This is a genomic window from Nocardioides alcanivorans (assembly GCF_021555175.1).
Taxonomy (GTDB): domain Bacteria; phylum Actinomycetota; class Actinomycetes; order Propionibacteriales; family Nocardioidaceae; genus Nocardioides; species Nocardioides alcanivorans.
Genome location: NZ_JAKGRW010000001.1, coordinates 1 through 15,669 on the forward strand (window position 1 = coordinate 1; position 15,669 = coordinate 15,669).

At 69.9% G+C, this 15,669-nt stretch carries 13 protein-coding genes and 1 pseudogene; 6 read left to right on the plus strand and 8 right to left on the minus strand.

From position 1 onward, the window contains the following. Window positions 1–402 (plus strand): hypothetical protein (locus L1066_RS00005; RefSeq protein ID WP_235734334.1); only part of this gene is annotated, 402 nt, incomplete at its 5' end. 35 nt (window positions 403–437) lie between these two features. Here L1066_RS00005 and L1066_RS00010 read toward each other — a convergent pair. The 3 genes from L1066_RS00010 to L1066_RS00020 all read right to left on the minus strand — a co-directional run bounded on the left by L1066_RS00010 (window position 438) and on the right by L1066_RS00020 (window position 3,543). Next, a complete protein-coding gene (locus L1066_RS00010; protein ID WP_235734335.1) occupies window positions 438–695 on the minus strand; it encodes a 2-phosphosulfolactate phosphatase in 258 nt (85 codons plus the stop codon). Window positions 696–965: 270 nt separating this feature from the next. Beyond that, on the minus strand, window positions 966–1,211 hold the full coding sequence (locus tag L1066_RS00015; RefSeq protein ID WP_235734336.1) for a 2-phosphosulfolactate phosphatase: 246 nt from the start codon (window positions 1,209–1,211) through the stop codon (window positions 966–968). A gap of 4 nt (window positions 1,212–1,215) precedes the next feature. Beyond that, window positions 1,216–3,543 carry a DNA 3'-5' helicase SftH gene (locus L1066_RS00020; protein WP_235734337.1) on the minus strand — a complete coding sequence of 776 codons (2,328 nt, stop codon included), beginning with the start codon at window positions 3,541–3,543 and terminating at the stop codon, window positions 1,216–1,218. 150 nt (window positions 3,544–3,693) lie between these two features. On the opposite strand from L1066_RS00020, the gene L1066_RS00025 reads away from it, so the two are divergent. The 3 genes from L1066_RS00025 to L1066_RS00035 all read left to right on the plus strand — a co-directional run bounded on the left by L1066_RS00025 (window position 3,694) and on the right by L1066_RS00035 (window position 7,057). Beyond that, a complete protein-coding gene (locus tag L1066_RS00025; protein WP_235734338.1) occupies window positions 3,694–4,029 on the plus strand; it encodes an anti-sigma factor antagonist in 336 nt (111 codons plus the stop codon). A 73-nt stretch (window positions 4,030–4,102) separates the two neighbouring features. Continuing rightward, entirely contained in the window at window positions 4,103–5,575 is a 1,473-nt protein-coding gene (locus tag L1066_RS00030) for a DUF7059 domain-containing protein (protein ID WP_235734339.1), read from the plus strand. Between the two features lie 60 nt (window positions 5,576–5,635). Continuing rightward, window positions 5,636–7,057, plus strand: coding sequence for a DUF2510 domain-containing protein (locus tag L1066_RS00035; RefSeq protein WP_235734340.1), 1,422 nt, complete (start codon window positions 5,636–5,638; stop codon window positions 7,055–7,057). On the opposite strand, the gene L1066_RS00040 is transcribed toward L1066_RS00035, so the two are convergent. Beyond that, entirely contained in the window at window positions 7,044–7,397 is a 354-nt protein-coding gene (locus tag L1066_RS00040) for a DUF1330 domain-containing protein (protein ID WP_235734341.1), read from the minus strand. The genes L1066_RS00035 and L1066_RS00040 overlap by 14 nt on opposite strands. 233 nt (window positions 7,398–7,630) lie before the next feature. Here L1066_RS00040 and topA point away from each other — a divergent pair. After that, window positions 7,631–10,365, plus strand: a pseudogene (topA, locus tag L1066_RS00045) (type I DNA topoisomerase). Window positions 10,366–10,557: 192 nt separating this feature from the next. Here the strand turns inward: topA and L1066_RS00050 are convergent. Genes L1066_RS00050 through L1066_RS00065 form a run of 4 tightly spaced genes read right to left on the minus strand, consistent with a single transcriptional unit; the run spans window position 10,558 to window position 14,425 of the window. Beyond that, window positions 10,558–11,265: an FtsK/SpoIIIE domain-containing protein gene (locus L1066_RS00050; protein WP_235734342.1), complete on the minus strand. Its 708-nt coding sequence runs from the start codon at window positions 11,263–11,265 to the stop codon at window positions 10,558–10,560. Beyond that, window positions 11,249–12,310: a type VII secretion protein EccCb gene (eccCb, locus tag L1066_RS00055; protein ID WP_235734343.1), complete on the minus strand. Its 1,062-nt coding sequence runs from the start codon at window positions 12,308–12,310 to the stop codon at window positions 11,249–11,251. The genes L1066_RS00050 and eccCb overlap by 17 nt, the downstream gene beginning before the upstream one ends. Then, a complete protein-coding gene (locus tag L1066_RS00060) occupies window positions 12,297–13,583 on the minus strand; it encodes an FtsK/SpoIIIE domain-containing protein (RefSeq protein WP_235734344.1) in 1,287 nt (428 codons plus the stop codon). The genes eccCb and L1066_RS00060 overlap by 14 nt, the downstream gene beginning before the upstream one ends. After that, the gene (locus L1066_RS00065; RefSeq protein ID WP_235734345.1) at window positions 13,517–14,425 is read right to left on the minus strand and encodes a hypothetical protein; all 909 of its coding nucleotides are present in this window, start codon (window positions 14,423–14,425) and stop codon (window positions 13,517–13,519) included. The genes L1066_RS00060 and L1066_RS00065 overlap by 67 nt, the downstream gene beginning before the upstream one ends. 525 nt (window positions 14,426–14,950) lie before the next feature. Here L1066_RS00065 and L1066_RS00070 point away from each other — a divergent pair. Then, window positions 14,951–15,669 (plus strand): hypothetical protein (locus L1066_RS00070; RefSeq protein WP_235734346.1); only part of this gene is annotated, 719 nt, incomplete at its 3' end.

Here is a 15,669-nt window from a genome sequence, read left to right on the forward strand (position 1 = left end):
TCCAGGATCATCCGCACCGGTCTCGCAGCCGTCGCCACCACCGCCTTGGCCCTCACGCTCACCGCCGCGCCTGCTCAGGCTGCCAAGGCGGTCAAGAGCCAGGTCACCATCGGTGGCTACCAGGTGAGCGGAGGGACGAAGATCACCATCGACGGCAAGGTGAAGGCCAAGAAGGCGTTCTGCAAGAAGGGGCGCAAGGTCGTCCTCAAGCAGATCACCGACAACCAGAAGGCCGGCACCGCGAAGACCAACAAGAAGGGCGTGTGGAAGGTCAAGTTCAACGGCAACAAGATCAGCCCCGGGGAGTTCAAGGCGACCGTGAAGAAGAAGGTCGTCAAGAAGAACGGCAAGAAGTTCACCTGCAAGGCTGCCAAGGTGAAGAAGGTCATCGGGGAGTCCTGACCTGGCCCACGCGCCGGTTCACCTCGGCCAGTTGCTCACCCGGCGGGGGCGGAGACGAACGACGTCCCCACCAGGTGTGGCACCACTGAGCTCGCGTCACGGGCTGCCGCCATGCGGACGTCTTCGGCGAACCCCCGCTCGACCAGTTCCCGCCCGGAGGCGCAGTCGAGCATCTCCTCCTCGAGACGCGCTGAGGCCGAGTTGAACGCGTCGGCCGCGAGCCGCGCTTCGGGGAGAGCAGATCCCTCCCGAAGCAGTCGGCGAGCGTTGTCAGGACGGCGCCGGCGCCCCACAGATCCTCGGCGGCCGGCCGCAACGTCCCGTCGGGCCACTGCTCACCGGCGGCGATCACCACGACGGAGGCACGATCGCCGAGCAAGCGGCCGACGTGGTGCCCCACTGCCGTGGCGTTGCGCAGACAGCCGCCGACCACGGCAGCACCTCGCTCGGCATAGCGCGCACTGATTGCCGATCCGTTGGGGCTGGGCAGCACCAACCGTTCGATCCCATCGGCGGCAGCGAGGAGGCCGGGGAGAGGGAGACGTGCCGACCGCCGGCGTGCGTCAGCGCCTCGAACCGGCGCAGCGCCAACGTCGCCCCGTGCCGGAGCGCCAGCTTCTTGGCGTCCAGGTCGTGTCGGGGATGGGGAACACCTCGATGCCCCGCTCGACTGCCACGCTCAACGTCGTGGTGAACGACAACACGTCGACCACCACTGCGACCTCGGCCGTGACGTGCTCGGCCCCGGTCGGTCCCCAGTCGAAACGGATGCGATGAGCTGTCTGGCCGTGGGTGGGTGAGTCGGTCACCCGGTCAGTCTGCCGCGCCCGCCAACAGGGCATCGAGCAGCAGCACCGCGCCGGCCTTGTCGAGAGGGTTGTTCTGGTTGCCGCACTTGGGCGACTGGATGCACGACGGGCAACCGCTGGGGCAGTGGCACGATTCGATCGCCTCCCGGGTGGCGCTCAGCCACTCCCGTGCCACCGCATGTCCACGTTCGGAGAAGCCCGCCCCGCCCGGGTGGGCATCGTGCACGAAGACGGTCAGTCGGCCCGTGTCGGGATGGATCGCCGTGGAGACACCGCCGATGTCCCACCGGTCGCACGTGGCGAAGAGCGGAAGCATCCCGATCGACGCGTGCTCGGCTGCGTGGGCGGCCCCGGGCAGGTCGGCGACGGCCAGCCCGACCTCCTCCAGGACGTCGTCGGGCACTGTCCACCAGACCGATTTCGTGTGCAGGGTCCGGGCAGGAAGATCGAGCGGCTCCTCGCCGATCACCTCGCCCGACGGCACCCTCCGTTTGAGGAACGCCACCACTTGGTGGGAGACCTCCACCTCCCCGAACGACAGGCGACACCGGCCCCATGTGGTGTGCTGCTCCTCGCGGAGGACCCGGATGTCGATCACTTCACGCGCCGAGGTGCTGTGGCCGACATCGGAACGCTCCATGACCGCGACGTGCTGGTCGAGGTCGAGCTCGCGCACCACCCACGTCTCACCGAAGTGCAGATAGACCGCCCCCGGGTGGGCGGTGCCGTGTGCGGCGCCCGCGTCGACCGTGCCCACGACCCGCCCGGTGCTCCCGTCGACCAGGGAGTACGGCGCCCCACCGGCTGAGCGGATGTCTGCCAGGTCGCAGGCCCGCTGGTTGTCGGTCCAGTAGTAGCGGCTGCCCCGGCGGCGCAGCATCCCCGCGTCGGCCAGTGCCTCGGCGCCCTCCACGGCTCCGGTGCCGAAGATCCCCAACTCCTCACGTTCCAGCGGCTTCTCCTCCGCGGCGGCACACAGGTGGGGACCGAGCACGTAGGGATTGCCGGGGTCGAAGACGCATGCCTCGACAGGGCGGCCGAGCAGGGCCTCGGGGTGGGTGACCAGATAGGTGTCGAGCGGGTCGTCACGGGCGACCACGACACCGATGGCATCGGCGCCACCGCGGCCGGCGCGACCCAATTGCTGCCACATCGCCGCCCGGGTGCCCGGGAAGCCGGCCAGGACCACGGCGTCGAGTCCGTGCACGTCGATGCCGAGTTCGAGGGCGTTGGTGGCGGCGATGCCCAGCAGGTCGCCCGAGCGCAGTCGCTGCTCGATCGCCCGCCGCTCCTCGGGCAGATAGCCGCCCCGATAGGGCGCGACCCGACCGGTGAGGGTCGCATCGACCTCGCCCAGTTGGTCGGCAACAGTGGCGGCGACGCTCTCCACCCCACGTCGGGAACGGACGAAGGTCAGCGTGCGAGCACCCTCGATGACGAGATCGGTCATCAGGTCGGCGGCCTCCGAGCTTGCGGCTCGGCGGACCGGAGCGCCGTTCTCTCCGGCGTGGGAGACGAAGGGTGGCTCCCACAGCGCGATCGTCGTGCGGCCGCGGGGAGAGGTGTCGGTGGTGACCGCGCGATGGGGAAGGCCGGTGAGACGTTCGGCGAGTTCCGCCGGCTCGGCGACGGTGGCGGACGCGAGGACGAAGGTGGGGTGGGCGCCGTAGACGGCGCAGACCCGCCGCAGTCGACGCAGCACGTGGGAGACGTGGGCGCCGAAGACACCTCGGTAGTGGTGGCACTCGTCGAGCACGACGAAGCGCAGCGTCTTCCAGAATCCGGCCCAACGTGCATGCCCCGGCAGCATCGACAGGTGCAGCATGTCGGGATTGGTGAGGAGGTATTCGCCGTGGTCACGGCACCAGTCGCGTTGTTCACGGCTGCTGTCACCGTCATGCGTGGCCGCCCGGACCCCCAGCCCGAGCGGCTGGATCGCGGCGAGCTGGTCCTGGGCGAGGGCCTTGGTGGGTGCCACGTAGAGGGTCGAGGCGCCACGTTCGCCGCGCGGCCCGCGACCCTCGAGGGCGGCCCCCAACGCCGGCACCTGGTAGCACTGCGACTTGCCGGAACCGGTGCCGGTGGCGATCACGACGTGCTCGCCGTGGTGGGCCGAATTCAGGGCCTCGGCCTGGTGACGCCACGGCATTTCGATGCCGCGGGAGCGAAGGGCAGCGAGCACGTCGGGTTGCACCCACCCAGGCCACGGGGCGGTCTCCGCGGCGCGCGACGGCAGCTCTTCCAGGTGGGTGAGCCGCTCCCTGCGGGGCTCTGTGAGTAGCCTGTGGAGCAGGTCACCGGTGTTGAAGGCAGGGGACTCGGGCAGGCTCACGCCGGCCAGTGTGCCAACCGTCACCGACAGACGGTGATCCGGCATGATCATGCGCCCGCGCACTGCTCATGGTTTGATATTGCCCGTGAACGGGGCGGTTCGGGCGCTCCGCAACGAAGGGTGGCCGGGGGCCACGATGAAGGGAAGACCGTGGACCTGACTCTGGAGACACGCGAACTCGATGGTGTCACCATCGTCGCGGTCGAGGGTGAGATCGACGTCTACACCGCGCCCAAGTTGCGCGACGCCCTCACCGAGCTGGTCGCGTCCGGCGCCTATCACCTGGTCGTCGACATGGAGGGTGTCGAGTTCCTCGATTCCACCGGGCTCGGCGTGTTGGTCGGTGGGCTGAAGAAGGTCCGAGCACACGATGGCTCCCTGCGCCTGGTGTGCACCCAGGAGCGCCTGCTCAAGATCTTCCGCATCACCGGGCTGGCCAAGGTCTTCACGATCCACGACTCCACGGACGCCGCCCTCGCCAGTTGAGGCTGCTCGCCTGCAACCCCTCGCCCGCGACGTCCGGCACGCAGCTCGGGTGCGCGCCAGTAGCCTTGGGCCCGTGAGCAACGACTTCGTGCCCGCTCTGCGGGAGGCCCTCGACCAAGCCGGCTACACCTACGACGGCGTCGCCGAACTGCTCGGGGAGACCGCGCACACCGCGCTGTCGCGCAACGAGACCGTGCCGGGGCTGCGACGTACCCGCGGTGGCAGTCCCGTGGAGACCCTCACTCGACTCTTCCTGCTCCAGACGCCGGTGACCGGTGCCGAGGCGGAGCAGGCGCTCCCGGGGCTGGTCGACCGCCTGTGCAACGAGGGACTGCTCGAGCAGAGCATCGGTGAGGTCGCCGCGCGGATGGACATCCGCCCCTACGCCACCGACGACCAGGACCTCTGGGTCGTCAGTGACCTGACCCCTGGGTTGGACGGTGCCCCCAACAAGGTCGGCTCCGACCACGTGCTCGGCATCTCCAGCGCCGCCACCTCGCTGGCCCAGCTGACCCTGCGCGAGCCGGTGGGTCGCGCGCTCGACCTCGGCACCGGCTGTGGTGTCCAGGCACTGCACCTCGCCCAGCACTCCCAGCAGGTCGTCGCCACCGACATCAACAGGCGTGCGCTGTGGATGACGGAGCTCAACGCCCAGCTCAACGGGGTGCGCCCGGGGCAGATCGACGTTCGCGAAGGCTCCTTCTTCGAGCCGGTCCGCGGTGAGACCTTCGACCTGATCGCCACGAACCCGCCGTTCGTGATCTCCCCTGCCACCGACGAGCGCCTCGTCTACCGCGACTCCGGCCTGCCGGGCGACCGGGTGGTCGAGGACATCGTCCGCGCCGCGCCCACCCTGCTCAACCCCGGCGGGTGGTGCCAGATCCTCGCCAACTGGGTGATCCCGGCCGGTGGGGACTGGGCCGACCGTCTCGAGGGCTGGATCACCGACTGCGACGCGTGGGTGGTGCAGCGCGAGGTCATCGATCCGGCGGGGTACGTCGAGCTGTGGCTCAAGGACGCCGGCGTGCAGGGCACCGCCGACTACGTCCGCCGCTACGACACTTGGCTGGAGTGGTTCGAGAAGCAGGGCATCGCCGGAGTGGGCTTCGGCTGGATCAACCTGCGTCGCACTGACGCCACCGCGACCCTGCGCCTGGAGGAGTGGCCGTACGACGTCGAGCAGCCGATCGCGCCGAGCATCGGGGCCTGGGGCGAGGCGGTGGACGCCAGCCGCGGCCTCACGGACACCGAACTCCTCGCTGCACGTCCGGTGCTCCGCCCCGACGTGCAGCAGGAGACGTTCGGCGCTCCGGGTGCGGAGGACCCGGCCACCGTCGTGCTGCGCCAGCAGCGAGGCATGCGCCGCGCCCAGGACCTCGACACCGCGATGGCCGCCTTCGCCGGTGCCTGCGACGGCGAACTGACGGTGCAGCAGACGCTGACGGCCATCGCCACGTTGCTCGAGGTCGACCCGGCCGCACTCGTCGCGGAGAAGCTTCCTGCAGTGTCCGGGCTGATCGCCGACGGCTTCCTGGAGCTCGGCTGAGCGCAGCGCCGGCCTTGATGTCGGGCCCCGGAGTTCGGTCCGGTGATTTAGGCTGACCTCGTGTCGAGCCCAGGTTGGTACCCCGATCCGTCCGGTCAGCCGAATTCGTTCCGCTTCTGGGACGGTCAGGCGTGGAGTCAGCAGACGACTGACAACCCCTACTCACCCCCGCCCGGGGCGTGGCAGCAGCCGCAGTCGGGCCATGCTGCCGACCCCGGTGCCACCCAGATGGCACCCCAACAGCCGGTCGAGCCGACACCACCGACACCCGAGCCGCAGCAGTGGGGCGCCGCCGAGCAGCCGACCCCCACGACGCCGGATCAGCCGCAGCAGCCGGAGCAGACCCAGGCATGGGGTGCCGCAGACCCGCAGCCCGACCCGGCGCAGCAGTGGGGACAGCAGCCCGACCCCGGTCAGCAGCAGTGGGGACAGCAGCCCGACCCCGGTCAGCAGTGGGGTTCCACCGCCGCTGCGGGCGCTGCGGGCTGGCAGACCGGACCCGACCAGGGTTCCGGTCAGTGGGGTGGCAACGACTCCACCCAGCAGTTCGCGGCCACGCCGGCGGCCGGCGGTGCCGGTGCAGGTGGCGGCTGGGGTGACCAGTGGGGCGGCCAGCAGCAGTGGTCGCCGATGGGCGACAACGGCAACGGTGGCGGCGGGTCCAAGAAGGCGCTGTGGATCGTGCTCGCCGGTGTCCTGGTGATCCTCCTGATCGTCGGCGGCATCTTCGGTGCAATGGCGCTCATGGGCGATGACGACGACGACTCCAAGGCCGGCGACGACAAGTCGTCGCAGGTCGACGAACCCTCGGACGAGCCAAGCGACGACCCGTCCGACGAGCCGAGTGACGACCCGAGCGACGACCCCTCGGACGAGCCGTCCGACCAGCCGACCGACGGCGTACCTCCGGCTGGGGTGCCGACCGCGCCGGTGGCCAACTTCTGCACCAGCGGTGAGCCGAGCGACCGGGAGACCTATCCGCAGGACGGCAACATCCACGGGGGTGGACTGACCAGCCCACCGATCAAGGGCTATGAGGCCCCGCCCGGAGGGCTCGCCGACGTCTATCGGTTTGCCGACGACGTCGCCACGGTCTATGCCGAGACCCAGGTGGGCAAGTGGATGTCGGTGCACGCGTTCGGCGCCCTGGAGAAGGAGGACGCAGGTAGTGACCTCGAGGCCGCGGCCACCGCTGTCATGGACTGCATGGCCAACTCGCCCGACTTCTACGCCAGCCTGAAGGACACCAAGTCGCTCGCCAGCGAGTCCATCCAGGTGGACGGCCACGACGCGTGGCGGGTCCGGTGGGAGATCCAGGTCGACGACCCCGAGGTCGAAGCGGGCGGTGACGTCGGCGAGGTCGTCGTGATCGACACCGGCGATGACGACGACTACGGCGTGTATGCCGGCGTCGTTCCGCTGAACGACAACAAGCGGATCAAGCAGCTCGACTCGATCGTCAAGGGCATCACCGTCGACTAGGAGCATCCGGGAGCTGCGCGGCAAGCTTGTCGAGGGCCCGGTAGCCGGTCGGCACGCCTTCGACGAGCGCCACGATGCCCTGCGAGTTCTCGGTCCGTAGCGGGAGGATGGCCTGGTAGGCCGGGGAGTCGTACCAGGCGTTCCCAGCCTGGGCGTCAGGAAACTCGATGATGATCACGTCGCCGGTCCGGGTGCCCTCGGTCCGCGAGATCTTGCCGCCGTGCACGAGGAAGCGGCCACCGAACGGTGCCAGGGTGTCGTCGATGCGGCGGAGATAGTCGATGATCTCGTCGTTGAAGTCGACGTCGGTCAGGTAGGCGAAGGCGTAGGCCTTGTTCATGGTTCCTCCAGATCGGGTCCTGCCACCGGTCGGTGACGTGTCCCCACCGAACCCCGCCGGTGCGGAAACCGTCGATTACCTCAGAGGTCATGTCCGGGTCGTCCGGGTCGGTTGACCCGTCCGCTGGGGCGACCGCTGCCGAGTGACGGTGGACGTACGCGCTAACGTAATCGGCCGTGGGGCCCCGTCGGTTGCGGCGCGGGTCGTCGAGGAGCAGGAAGTGAAGTGAGTTCGTGGCACACAAGTTGGTGATCGTCGAGTCCCCTGCCAAGGCTCGCACCATCGCTGGATACCTCGGCAAGGGGTACGTCGTCGAGTCGTCCATCGGCCACATCCGCGACCTGCCCAACAACGCTGCTGACACCCCGGCCAAGATCAAGGACAAGCCGTGGGGTCGGCTGGCCGTCGACACCGACAACGACTTCGAGCCCTACTACGTCGTGCCGCGCGACAAGAAGAGCCACATCTCCAAGCTCAAGGGTCTGCTCAAGGAAGCCGACGAGCTCTACCTCGCCACCGATGAGGACCGCGAGGGTGAGGCGATCGCCTGGCACCTCCTCGACGAGCTGAAGCCCAAGGGCATCCCGGTGCACCGGATGGTCTTCCACGAGATCACCAAGCCGGCCATCCAGGCCGCCGTGGAGAACCCCCGCGAACTCGACATGGACCTCGTGGAGGCCCAGGAGACCCGACGCATCCTCGACCGTCTCTACGGCTACGAGGTCTCGCCCGTGCTGTGGCGCAAGGTCATGAGCGGCCTCTCCGCCGGTCGGGTGCAGTCGGTGGCGACGCGGCTGGTCGTCGACCGCGAGCGTGAGCGGATCGCCTTCAAGCAGGCTTCCTACTGGGATCTCGAGGGCATGTTCGACGCCGGCGCCGAGCGCGACAGCCGGATCTTCCCGGCCAAGCTGCACAGCGTCGACGACGTCCAGGTTGCCCGTGGCAACCACTTCGGCCAGGACGGGCAACTCAAGGCCAGCGCGCAGGGCAAGGTCGTCCACCTCGACCGATCGCGAGCCGAGGCGTTGGTCGCGGCGCTCGAGACGGCGACGTACGACGTCCGTTCCGTTGAGGCCAAGCCCTACAAGCGTTCTCCCTACGCCCCGTTCCGTACGACGACCCTCCAGCAGGAGGCCAGCCGCAAGCTGGGCATGAGCTCGTCGGTGACGATGTCGGTGGCGCAGCGGCTCTACGAGAACGGCTTCATCACCTACATGCGTACCGACTCCACCACGCTCTCGGGCGCTGCGATCGGCGCGGCGCGTGATCAGGTTCGCGAGCTCTTCGGAGCCGAGTACCTGCCGGACAAGCCGCGGGTCTACGCCTCCAAGGTGAAGAACGCCCAAGAGGCCCACGAGGCGATCCGTCCCGCCGGCGACAGCTTCAGGACGCCGGCGCAGACGGGGCTGACGGGCGAGCAGTTCCGGCTCTACGAGCTGATCTGGATGCGCACCGTGGCCTCCCAGATGCGCGACGCCGAGGGACGCTCGGTGTCGGTGCGCATCGGCGGCCGGGCTGCCACGGGGAGGACGTCGTCTTCTCCGCCTCCGGCCGGGTCATCACGTTCCACGGCTTCCTCAAGGCCTACGTGGAGGGCACCGACGACAACAAGGCGAGCGACGACCAGGAGACCCGCCTCCCGAACCTCAACGAGGGCGACCGGGTCAATGCTGCGTCGTTGCAGGCCAGCGGCCACGAGACCAAGCCCCCGGCGCGTTACACCGAAGCCACCTTGATCAAGGAGCTCGAAGAGCGCGAGATCGGCCGTCCGTCGACCTACGCCTCCATCATCGGCACGATCCTCAACCGTGGCTACGTCTACAAGAAGGGCACCGCCCTGGTGCCGGCGTGGATCGCGTTCTCGGTGATCCGGCTGCTCGAGGACCACTTCAACCGACTGGTCTCCTACGAGTTCACAGCAGGCATGGAGGACGTGCTCGACGAGATCGCCGCAGGTCGTCGCGACCGCGTCACCGAGTTGGCCGAGTTCTACTTCGGCTCCGAGAAGGTCAAGGGTCTGCGACCGCTCGTCACCGGTCTCGGCGACATCGACGCCAAGGAGCTCGCGACCTTCCCAGTGGGCGACCCCGAGGCGGGCATCGCCCTGCGCGTCGGCAAGTACGGCCCCTATCTCGAGGGCCCGGGCGATGACGGTGCAGCTGCCGGCAAGCGGGCGAACGTGCCCGACGACCTGCCGCCCGACGAGCTGACCCTCGAGAAGGCCAAGGAGCTGCTGGCGAACCCTGCCGGTGAGGAGATCGACCTCGGCACCCATCCCGAGACGGGACTGCAGGTCGTCGCCAAGAACGGCCGCTTCGGCCCCTACGTCACCGAGGTGCTCCCGGAGACCCCGTCGGCAGACTCAGGACAGGCGCGGAAGAAGAGCAAGGAGAAGCCGCGCACCGGCTCGCTCTTCAAGTCGATGTCGCTCGACACCGTCACCCTGGAGGACGCAGTCAAGCTGCTCTCGCTGCCGCGGGTGGTGGGTGAGGACGCCGAGGGCGTGGAGATCACCGCCCAGAACGGTCGCTACGGTCCCTACCTGAAGAAGGGCACCGACTCCCGGTCGCTGACCACGGAGGACCAGCTCTTCTCGATCACCCTCGATGAGGCCCTGGCGATCTATGCGCAGCCCAAGGCGCGCGGTCGAGCTGCTGCGGCCCCGCCGCTCAAGGAGCTCGGCCCCGACCCCGTCTCCGGTCAGCCGGTCGTGGTCAAGGCCGGACGTTTCGGTGAGTACGTGACCGACGGCGAATACAACGCCACGCTCCGCAAGGACGATTCCGTCGAGTCGATCACGATCGAGCGCGCCGCCGAGTTGCTGGCCGAGCGCCGTGCCAAGGGGCCGGCGAAGAAGGCAGCCAAGAAGGGCACGAAGAAGGCCGCGGCCAAGAAGACCGCCAAGAAGACCACCTCGAAGAAGACGGCGGCCAAGAAGACCACGAAGAAGGCTGCCAAGAAGGCCTGACGACCGAAACCGGTGCAGGTGCGACGCTCCAGCGGTTGGGTCGGCCCGGGAGTGCTGAACGGGTGCAGATGCGACGCTTCAGTGGTTAAGACGGCTCGGGAGTGCTGGGCGGGTGCAGGTGCGACGGTTCAGTGGTTGCGGACACCGATGCCTGGGCGCACGGGGCACCGACACTTCAGTGGCCCGCAGCCATCAGGCCTGTGGGTCGCTCCACGCGAGCTGCACGACCTGGACCCCGGAGGCGCGGGTGACGAGCCGGCCGCGGCCGGGCCCGGAGTGCTCGGGGCGCAGGTTGCCCAGCAGCGGACCTTCCTCGGGGTTGCCGGAGAGCATGATGCCGGGCATGGCCAGGTCGCGGATCGACTGCAGCAGCGGGTCGTAGAGCCCACGGGCCGCGCCGCCGGTACGACGGGTGACGACCACGTGGAAGCCGACGTCGCGGGCCTGGGCCAACAGCGGCACCAAGGCGTGCAGCGGTGAGCCGGCTTGGGTGGCGACGAGGTCGTAGTCGTCGATCAGCACCCATGCCTCGGCACCGGTCCACCAGGAGCCGGCTCGCAGCTGCTCGGGGGTGACGTCCGGACCGGGCAGGCGGTTGGCCAGGTAGTCGGCCAGCTCCTTCATCGCCGGGGTCGCCTGGGCAGCGTTGGTCAGGTAGTCGAGCTGGTAGTCCGCAGGGATCTCCCCGAGCAACGACCGGCGGTAGTCGACGGCGATGATCTGGGCCTGTTCCGGCGTCCGGGTACGGGTGATCTCCCGAACGAGACTGCGCAGCATCGAGCTCTTGCCGGACTGCCCGTCGCCGAGCACCAGCAGGTGCGAGTCCTGAGCGGGGTCGAGGGCCACCGGCGCCAGGTCGCGTTCGTTGATGCCGAGCAGCAGCTCAGCGGTGTCGGGCACCAGCTGACGCAGTTCCTCGAGGGGTACGACGTCGGGCAGCAACCGCAGCTTCGGGCCGGTCGGGCCCCGCCACGCCGCGGCCACCCGTGCTGCCAGATCGGCCGCGCCGACGCCGACCGTCTGCGGGTCGGAGGAACCGTCGACACGGGGAGCGCGCCGAGGAAGTGGAGGGGCCGGGCACGAGGCCACGTCCGGGACGACCTGCAGGAACGAGGTCGGCGACCATGCGATCGACCTCGGAGTCGAGCGCGTCACCGAGGCGCAACTCGAGCCGGGTGCCGAAGAGGTCGCGGAGCGAGGCTCGGAAGTCGACCCAGCGTGATGCCGAAGCGACGAGGTGGACACCGAAGGTCAGGCCCCGTTGGGCCAGCGCCTGCAACTCCAGCTCGAGCTCGTCGAAGTCGGCGCGCAACGTGCTCCAGCCGTCGACCACCACGAAGACGTCGCCGTAGCCGTCGTCGACCCGGCCCTCGGCTCGCCGGGCGCGGTAGGTCTCGATCGAGTCGATGCCCTGCTCGGCGAAGAGCGCCTCCCGCCGGTCGACGATCGACTGCAGCTCGGCGACCACCCGGGCCACGACGTCGGGCTCGGAACGGCTTCCCAGCCCGGACAGGTGGGGCAGGTCGCGCAGGCTCGTGAACGTGCCGCCACCGAAGTCGAGCACGAAGAACTGGGTCTCCAACGGCGTCGTGGTGAGCGCCAGCGACGTCACCAGCGTGCGCAGCAAGGTGCTGCGGCCGGTGCGGGGCCCGCCGACGACGGCGACGTGCCCGGCCGCACCGGAGAGCGTCGCGGTGAGCACTTCCCGGCGCTGCTCGCGTGGTCGGTCGAGGATGCCCAACGGCACCATCAGGCCGCCGGCCCCGCGCCACTTCGGGGAGACGAGGCCGAGGTGGGGGTGCTCGACCAGGTCGTCGAAGAAGGCGTCCAAGGTGGTGGGGCGATCCAGTGGCGGCAGCCAGACCCGACGTGCCGGCGTACCCCTGCCGGCCATGCGGGCCACGGCGAGGTCGAGCAGGGAATCGGTGTCGTCAGCGACGGGCACCGGCGTGGGGGTCTCGTCCTCGGGCGCCTCGAGGAGGCGACCTCGGCGATGGTGAAGGGGAGGATGCCACGCAGGTTGCCCACCTCGTCGCGGCGCACCCGCACCCGGCCGGCCGGTGGCCCCGAGACGTAGGCCGCCTTGAAGCGCACCAGCGTGGACTGATCGGGCTTGAGGTAGCCGAGCCCGGGGACAGCTGGCAGCTCGTAGGCGTCGGGGACGCCGAGCACGGTGCGGGACTCGGCTGCCGAGAAGGTGCGCAGACCGATCCGGTAGGAGAGGTGCGACTCCAGGCCACGCAGCCGCCCCTCCTCGAGACGCTGGCTGGCCAGCAGCAGGTGCAGCCCGAGGAGCGGCCGAGCCGACCCATTGCCACGAAGAGATCGATGAACTCCGGCTTCGCGGCGAGCATCTCGGAGAACTCGTCCACCACGATCAGCAGGGACGGCAGCGGCTCGAGGGGCTCGCCGACCGCGCGGGCCTTCTCGTAGTCACGCACGGAGGCGAAGTTGCCGGCGGAGCGGAGCAGCTCCTGGCGCCGCACCATCTCACCGGAGAGCGCGTCCTGCATCCGGTCGACGAGCGTGAGTTCCTCGGCCAGGTTGGTGATCACCGCGGAGACGTGGGGCATCTCGGCCATGCCGGCGAACGTGGCGCCTCCCTTGAAGTCGACGAGCACCATGTTGAGCTCGGCGGGCGAATGCGTCATCGCCAGCCCGAGCACCAGCGTGCGCAGGAACTCCGACTTGCCCGATCCGGTCGCACCGATGACCAGTCCGTGCGGTCCCATGCCCTGCTGGGCGGACTCCTTGAGGTCGAGGTGCACCGGGGTGCCGTGGTCACTGACGCCGATCGGCACCCGGAGCCGGTCGCGCGCAGGCCTCGGGCGCCAGGCCCCCTCGGGCTCGAAGGCATGCACGTCTGCGAGACCGAGGAGGTCGGTGAACTCCGCGGGGCCGGCCGATTCGGCACCTGCGCGGGGGCCGAGTGCGCCCAACGGGGTGAGTCGGCGGGCGAAGGCCTCGGCCGTTGCCGGGTCCATCTGGTCGACGGAGCAGGCGACGGGCTCGGCGCGCAGCCGCAGCGCGGTGGCCGGGCGGAACTCAGGTGAGGGGCCGGTGCCCCGGGGTGTGGGCAGCACGGGCAGGTCGATGCGAAGGCGGGTGGGGTCGTCGAGGTCGTCCCAGCGCTCGGGTACGTCGACCACCGTCACCCCGTGCAGCCCGTCCGGCGGGATGAGGTGGTTGCCCAGGGGCAGTGCGACGCCGTCGAGCACCAGCAGCAGGTGGGGAGAGCAACGCCCTCCTCGGCGCCGAAACGGGGCCGCTCGCCCAACTCGTCGGGCAGCAGCCGGCCGAGGGCGTCGAGGGAGGTGGTCACCATCCGTCGTGGGCCCACGGCGTCGGACTGGCGGTCACTGAGCGCATGGGGAAGCCACTTGAGCCAGTCCCACGCCGGCAGGTGGCGCTCGTGGGTGAGGACCGCCACCACCAGGTGCTCGGGTGAGTGGAAGGAGGCTGCGGAGCAGATCAGCGCCCGCGCGGCGGAGCGGCCGGCATCGTGTTCACCGGTGATCTCGATGCGGTCGAAGTCCCGCAGATCGACACGGGCCGGCAGATCGGCCTGGCTGCTGTGCACGGCCAGCAGCCGGTGCAGGGCGCTGGCTGCCGTGGGATCGAGCTGCTCGACCGGCTTCGTCTCCGGCGGCACCAACTCGAGCGAGAGAGGCTGTGCGCAGACGCCGTAGCGCACCTGCAGGAAGTGCTCATCACCGGGCGTCAGCTCCCAGACCCGGCTGCGCTCCTCGGCGAGTGCCGGCAGGGCGCGAGGAGCCGGGTGGTGCCACGTGAGCGCCGCGCGTTGCTGGGCGGCGGCATCGCGGGTGACCTCACGGACACCGGAGAGATAGTGGAGGTATTCGGTGCGGGACCCGTTGACCTGCTGGTGCCTGGTGCGGCGCTGCCGGTCGATCTGGACGGCCACGAACCCCAGCGCGGCGAAGAGGAACATTCCTCCGGTCAGCAGCAGACGCGTGGTCGAGGGAGCCCCTGAGCCCGATGTGCTCATCGTGGCGACCATGACGATCGCGCCGACGCTGCCGAGCATCGGGATCGCCATGAGCAGGGCTTGACCGCCCCCTCGTGCGGTTGGACCTCCGGAGGGGACTGCAACCGGATCTGGCCGCTAGGCATCTCCGGCGCGTCGAGCCGCACGCCGCTGCGCAGGGTGGTCAAGGGTCCCCCTTGGGTGCCGGTGCCGAGATCGCCGGGGCTGCCGCCCCTCGGGGCGATCCTAGGCCGTGTTGGTGAACGCCGTGGCCTGCTGCGCGCGGCCCCACGGGCACCTGGACTACGTTGTCGTCAGTCGACGATGCTGGCGCATCGCCTCCTCCTCCGCCTTGCCAGGCCCTCCGTGGACGCCACGCTCGCGACGGCCGAGCGTTCACCAACACGACCCAGGCCGTGTTGGTGAACGCCCACACAGGTCTGCTGCCGCCGCCGGGGCGACGTACTACGCTGCCGGACACGAGCTCGAAGGGGTGCGCGTGTCCGGTGTCGTCCGCACCGACCTGGTCTCGGTGACCGTCCATGGACCCGGCGGGGGCCTGGATCTCGTGGTGCCGGGGGCGCCTCGGTCACCGACGTGGCGCGCGAATACGCCACGGCCGCGCGACTGCGTCACCTCCAGCTCGTCCTGCGCGACTCCGCGGGCCGGCCGCTGCCTCCCGCGCAGAGCGTCGAGGCGGCGGGCATCACGTCGGGTGCTGTACTCGTGATCACGCCGACCGTTGCACCTGTCGGCGAGACGCAGGTACGCCGCCAGCCGGCTGAGTGCGCCGGTGACCACCGACCCGGGGTGCCGTGGGTGGTCGCTGGGACCGCCGGCGTACTCGCGCTGTTGGGTGCTTTCGTCGCTGCCCTCGGTGCCGAGGACAGCGCGCGCACCGCCGTCGCGATCGTGCTCAGGCTCGCCGCGGTGGTGGGGGTGATGCCGCTGGGCGCCCACGTGCGGCAGCGGGCGGCGGTGGCCCCGGCCTTCGCTGCGGGCGCTGCCTTCGTGGTGTTGCACGAGCCGGGGGCCACCCAGTTGCCGGTCACCGTCGCTCTGAGCCTGCTCGTGGGTGCAGGTGCGGCAGCACTGGCCCGGGCAGGTGGCATCGCCACGTTGGAGCCCCTCGACGTCTGGATCGGGGGCGGACTGGTGTGGTTCGCCTCTGCCGCGCTGGTGACCGTGGCCGGTGCGGAGCCGCAGGTGCACTGGTCGATCGTGATCGTGGGTTGCCTGCTGGCCAGCAGGCTCGTGCCGAGTCTGGCGATCCGGGTGCCCGAGAGGCTGCTCGTCGATCTCAGGCGTGATTCTCG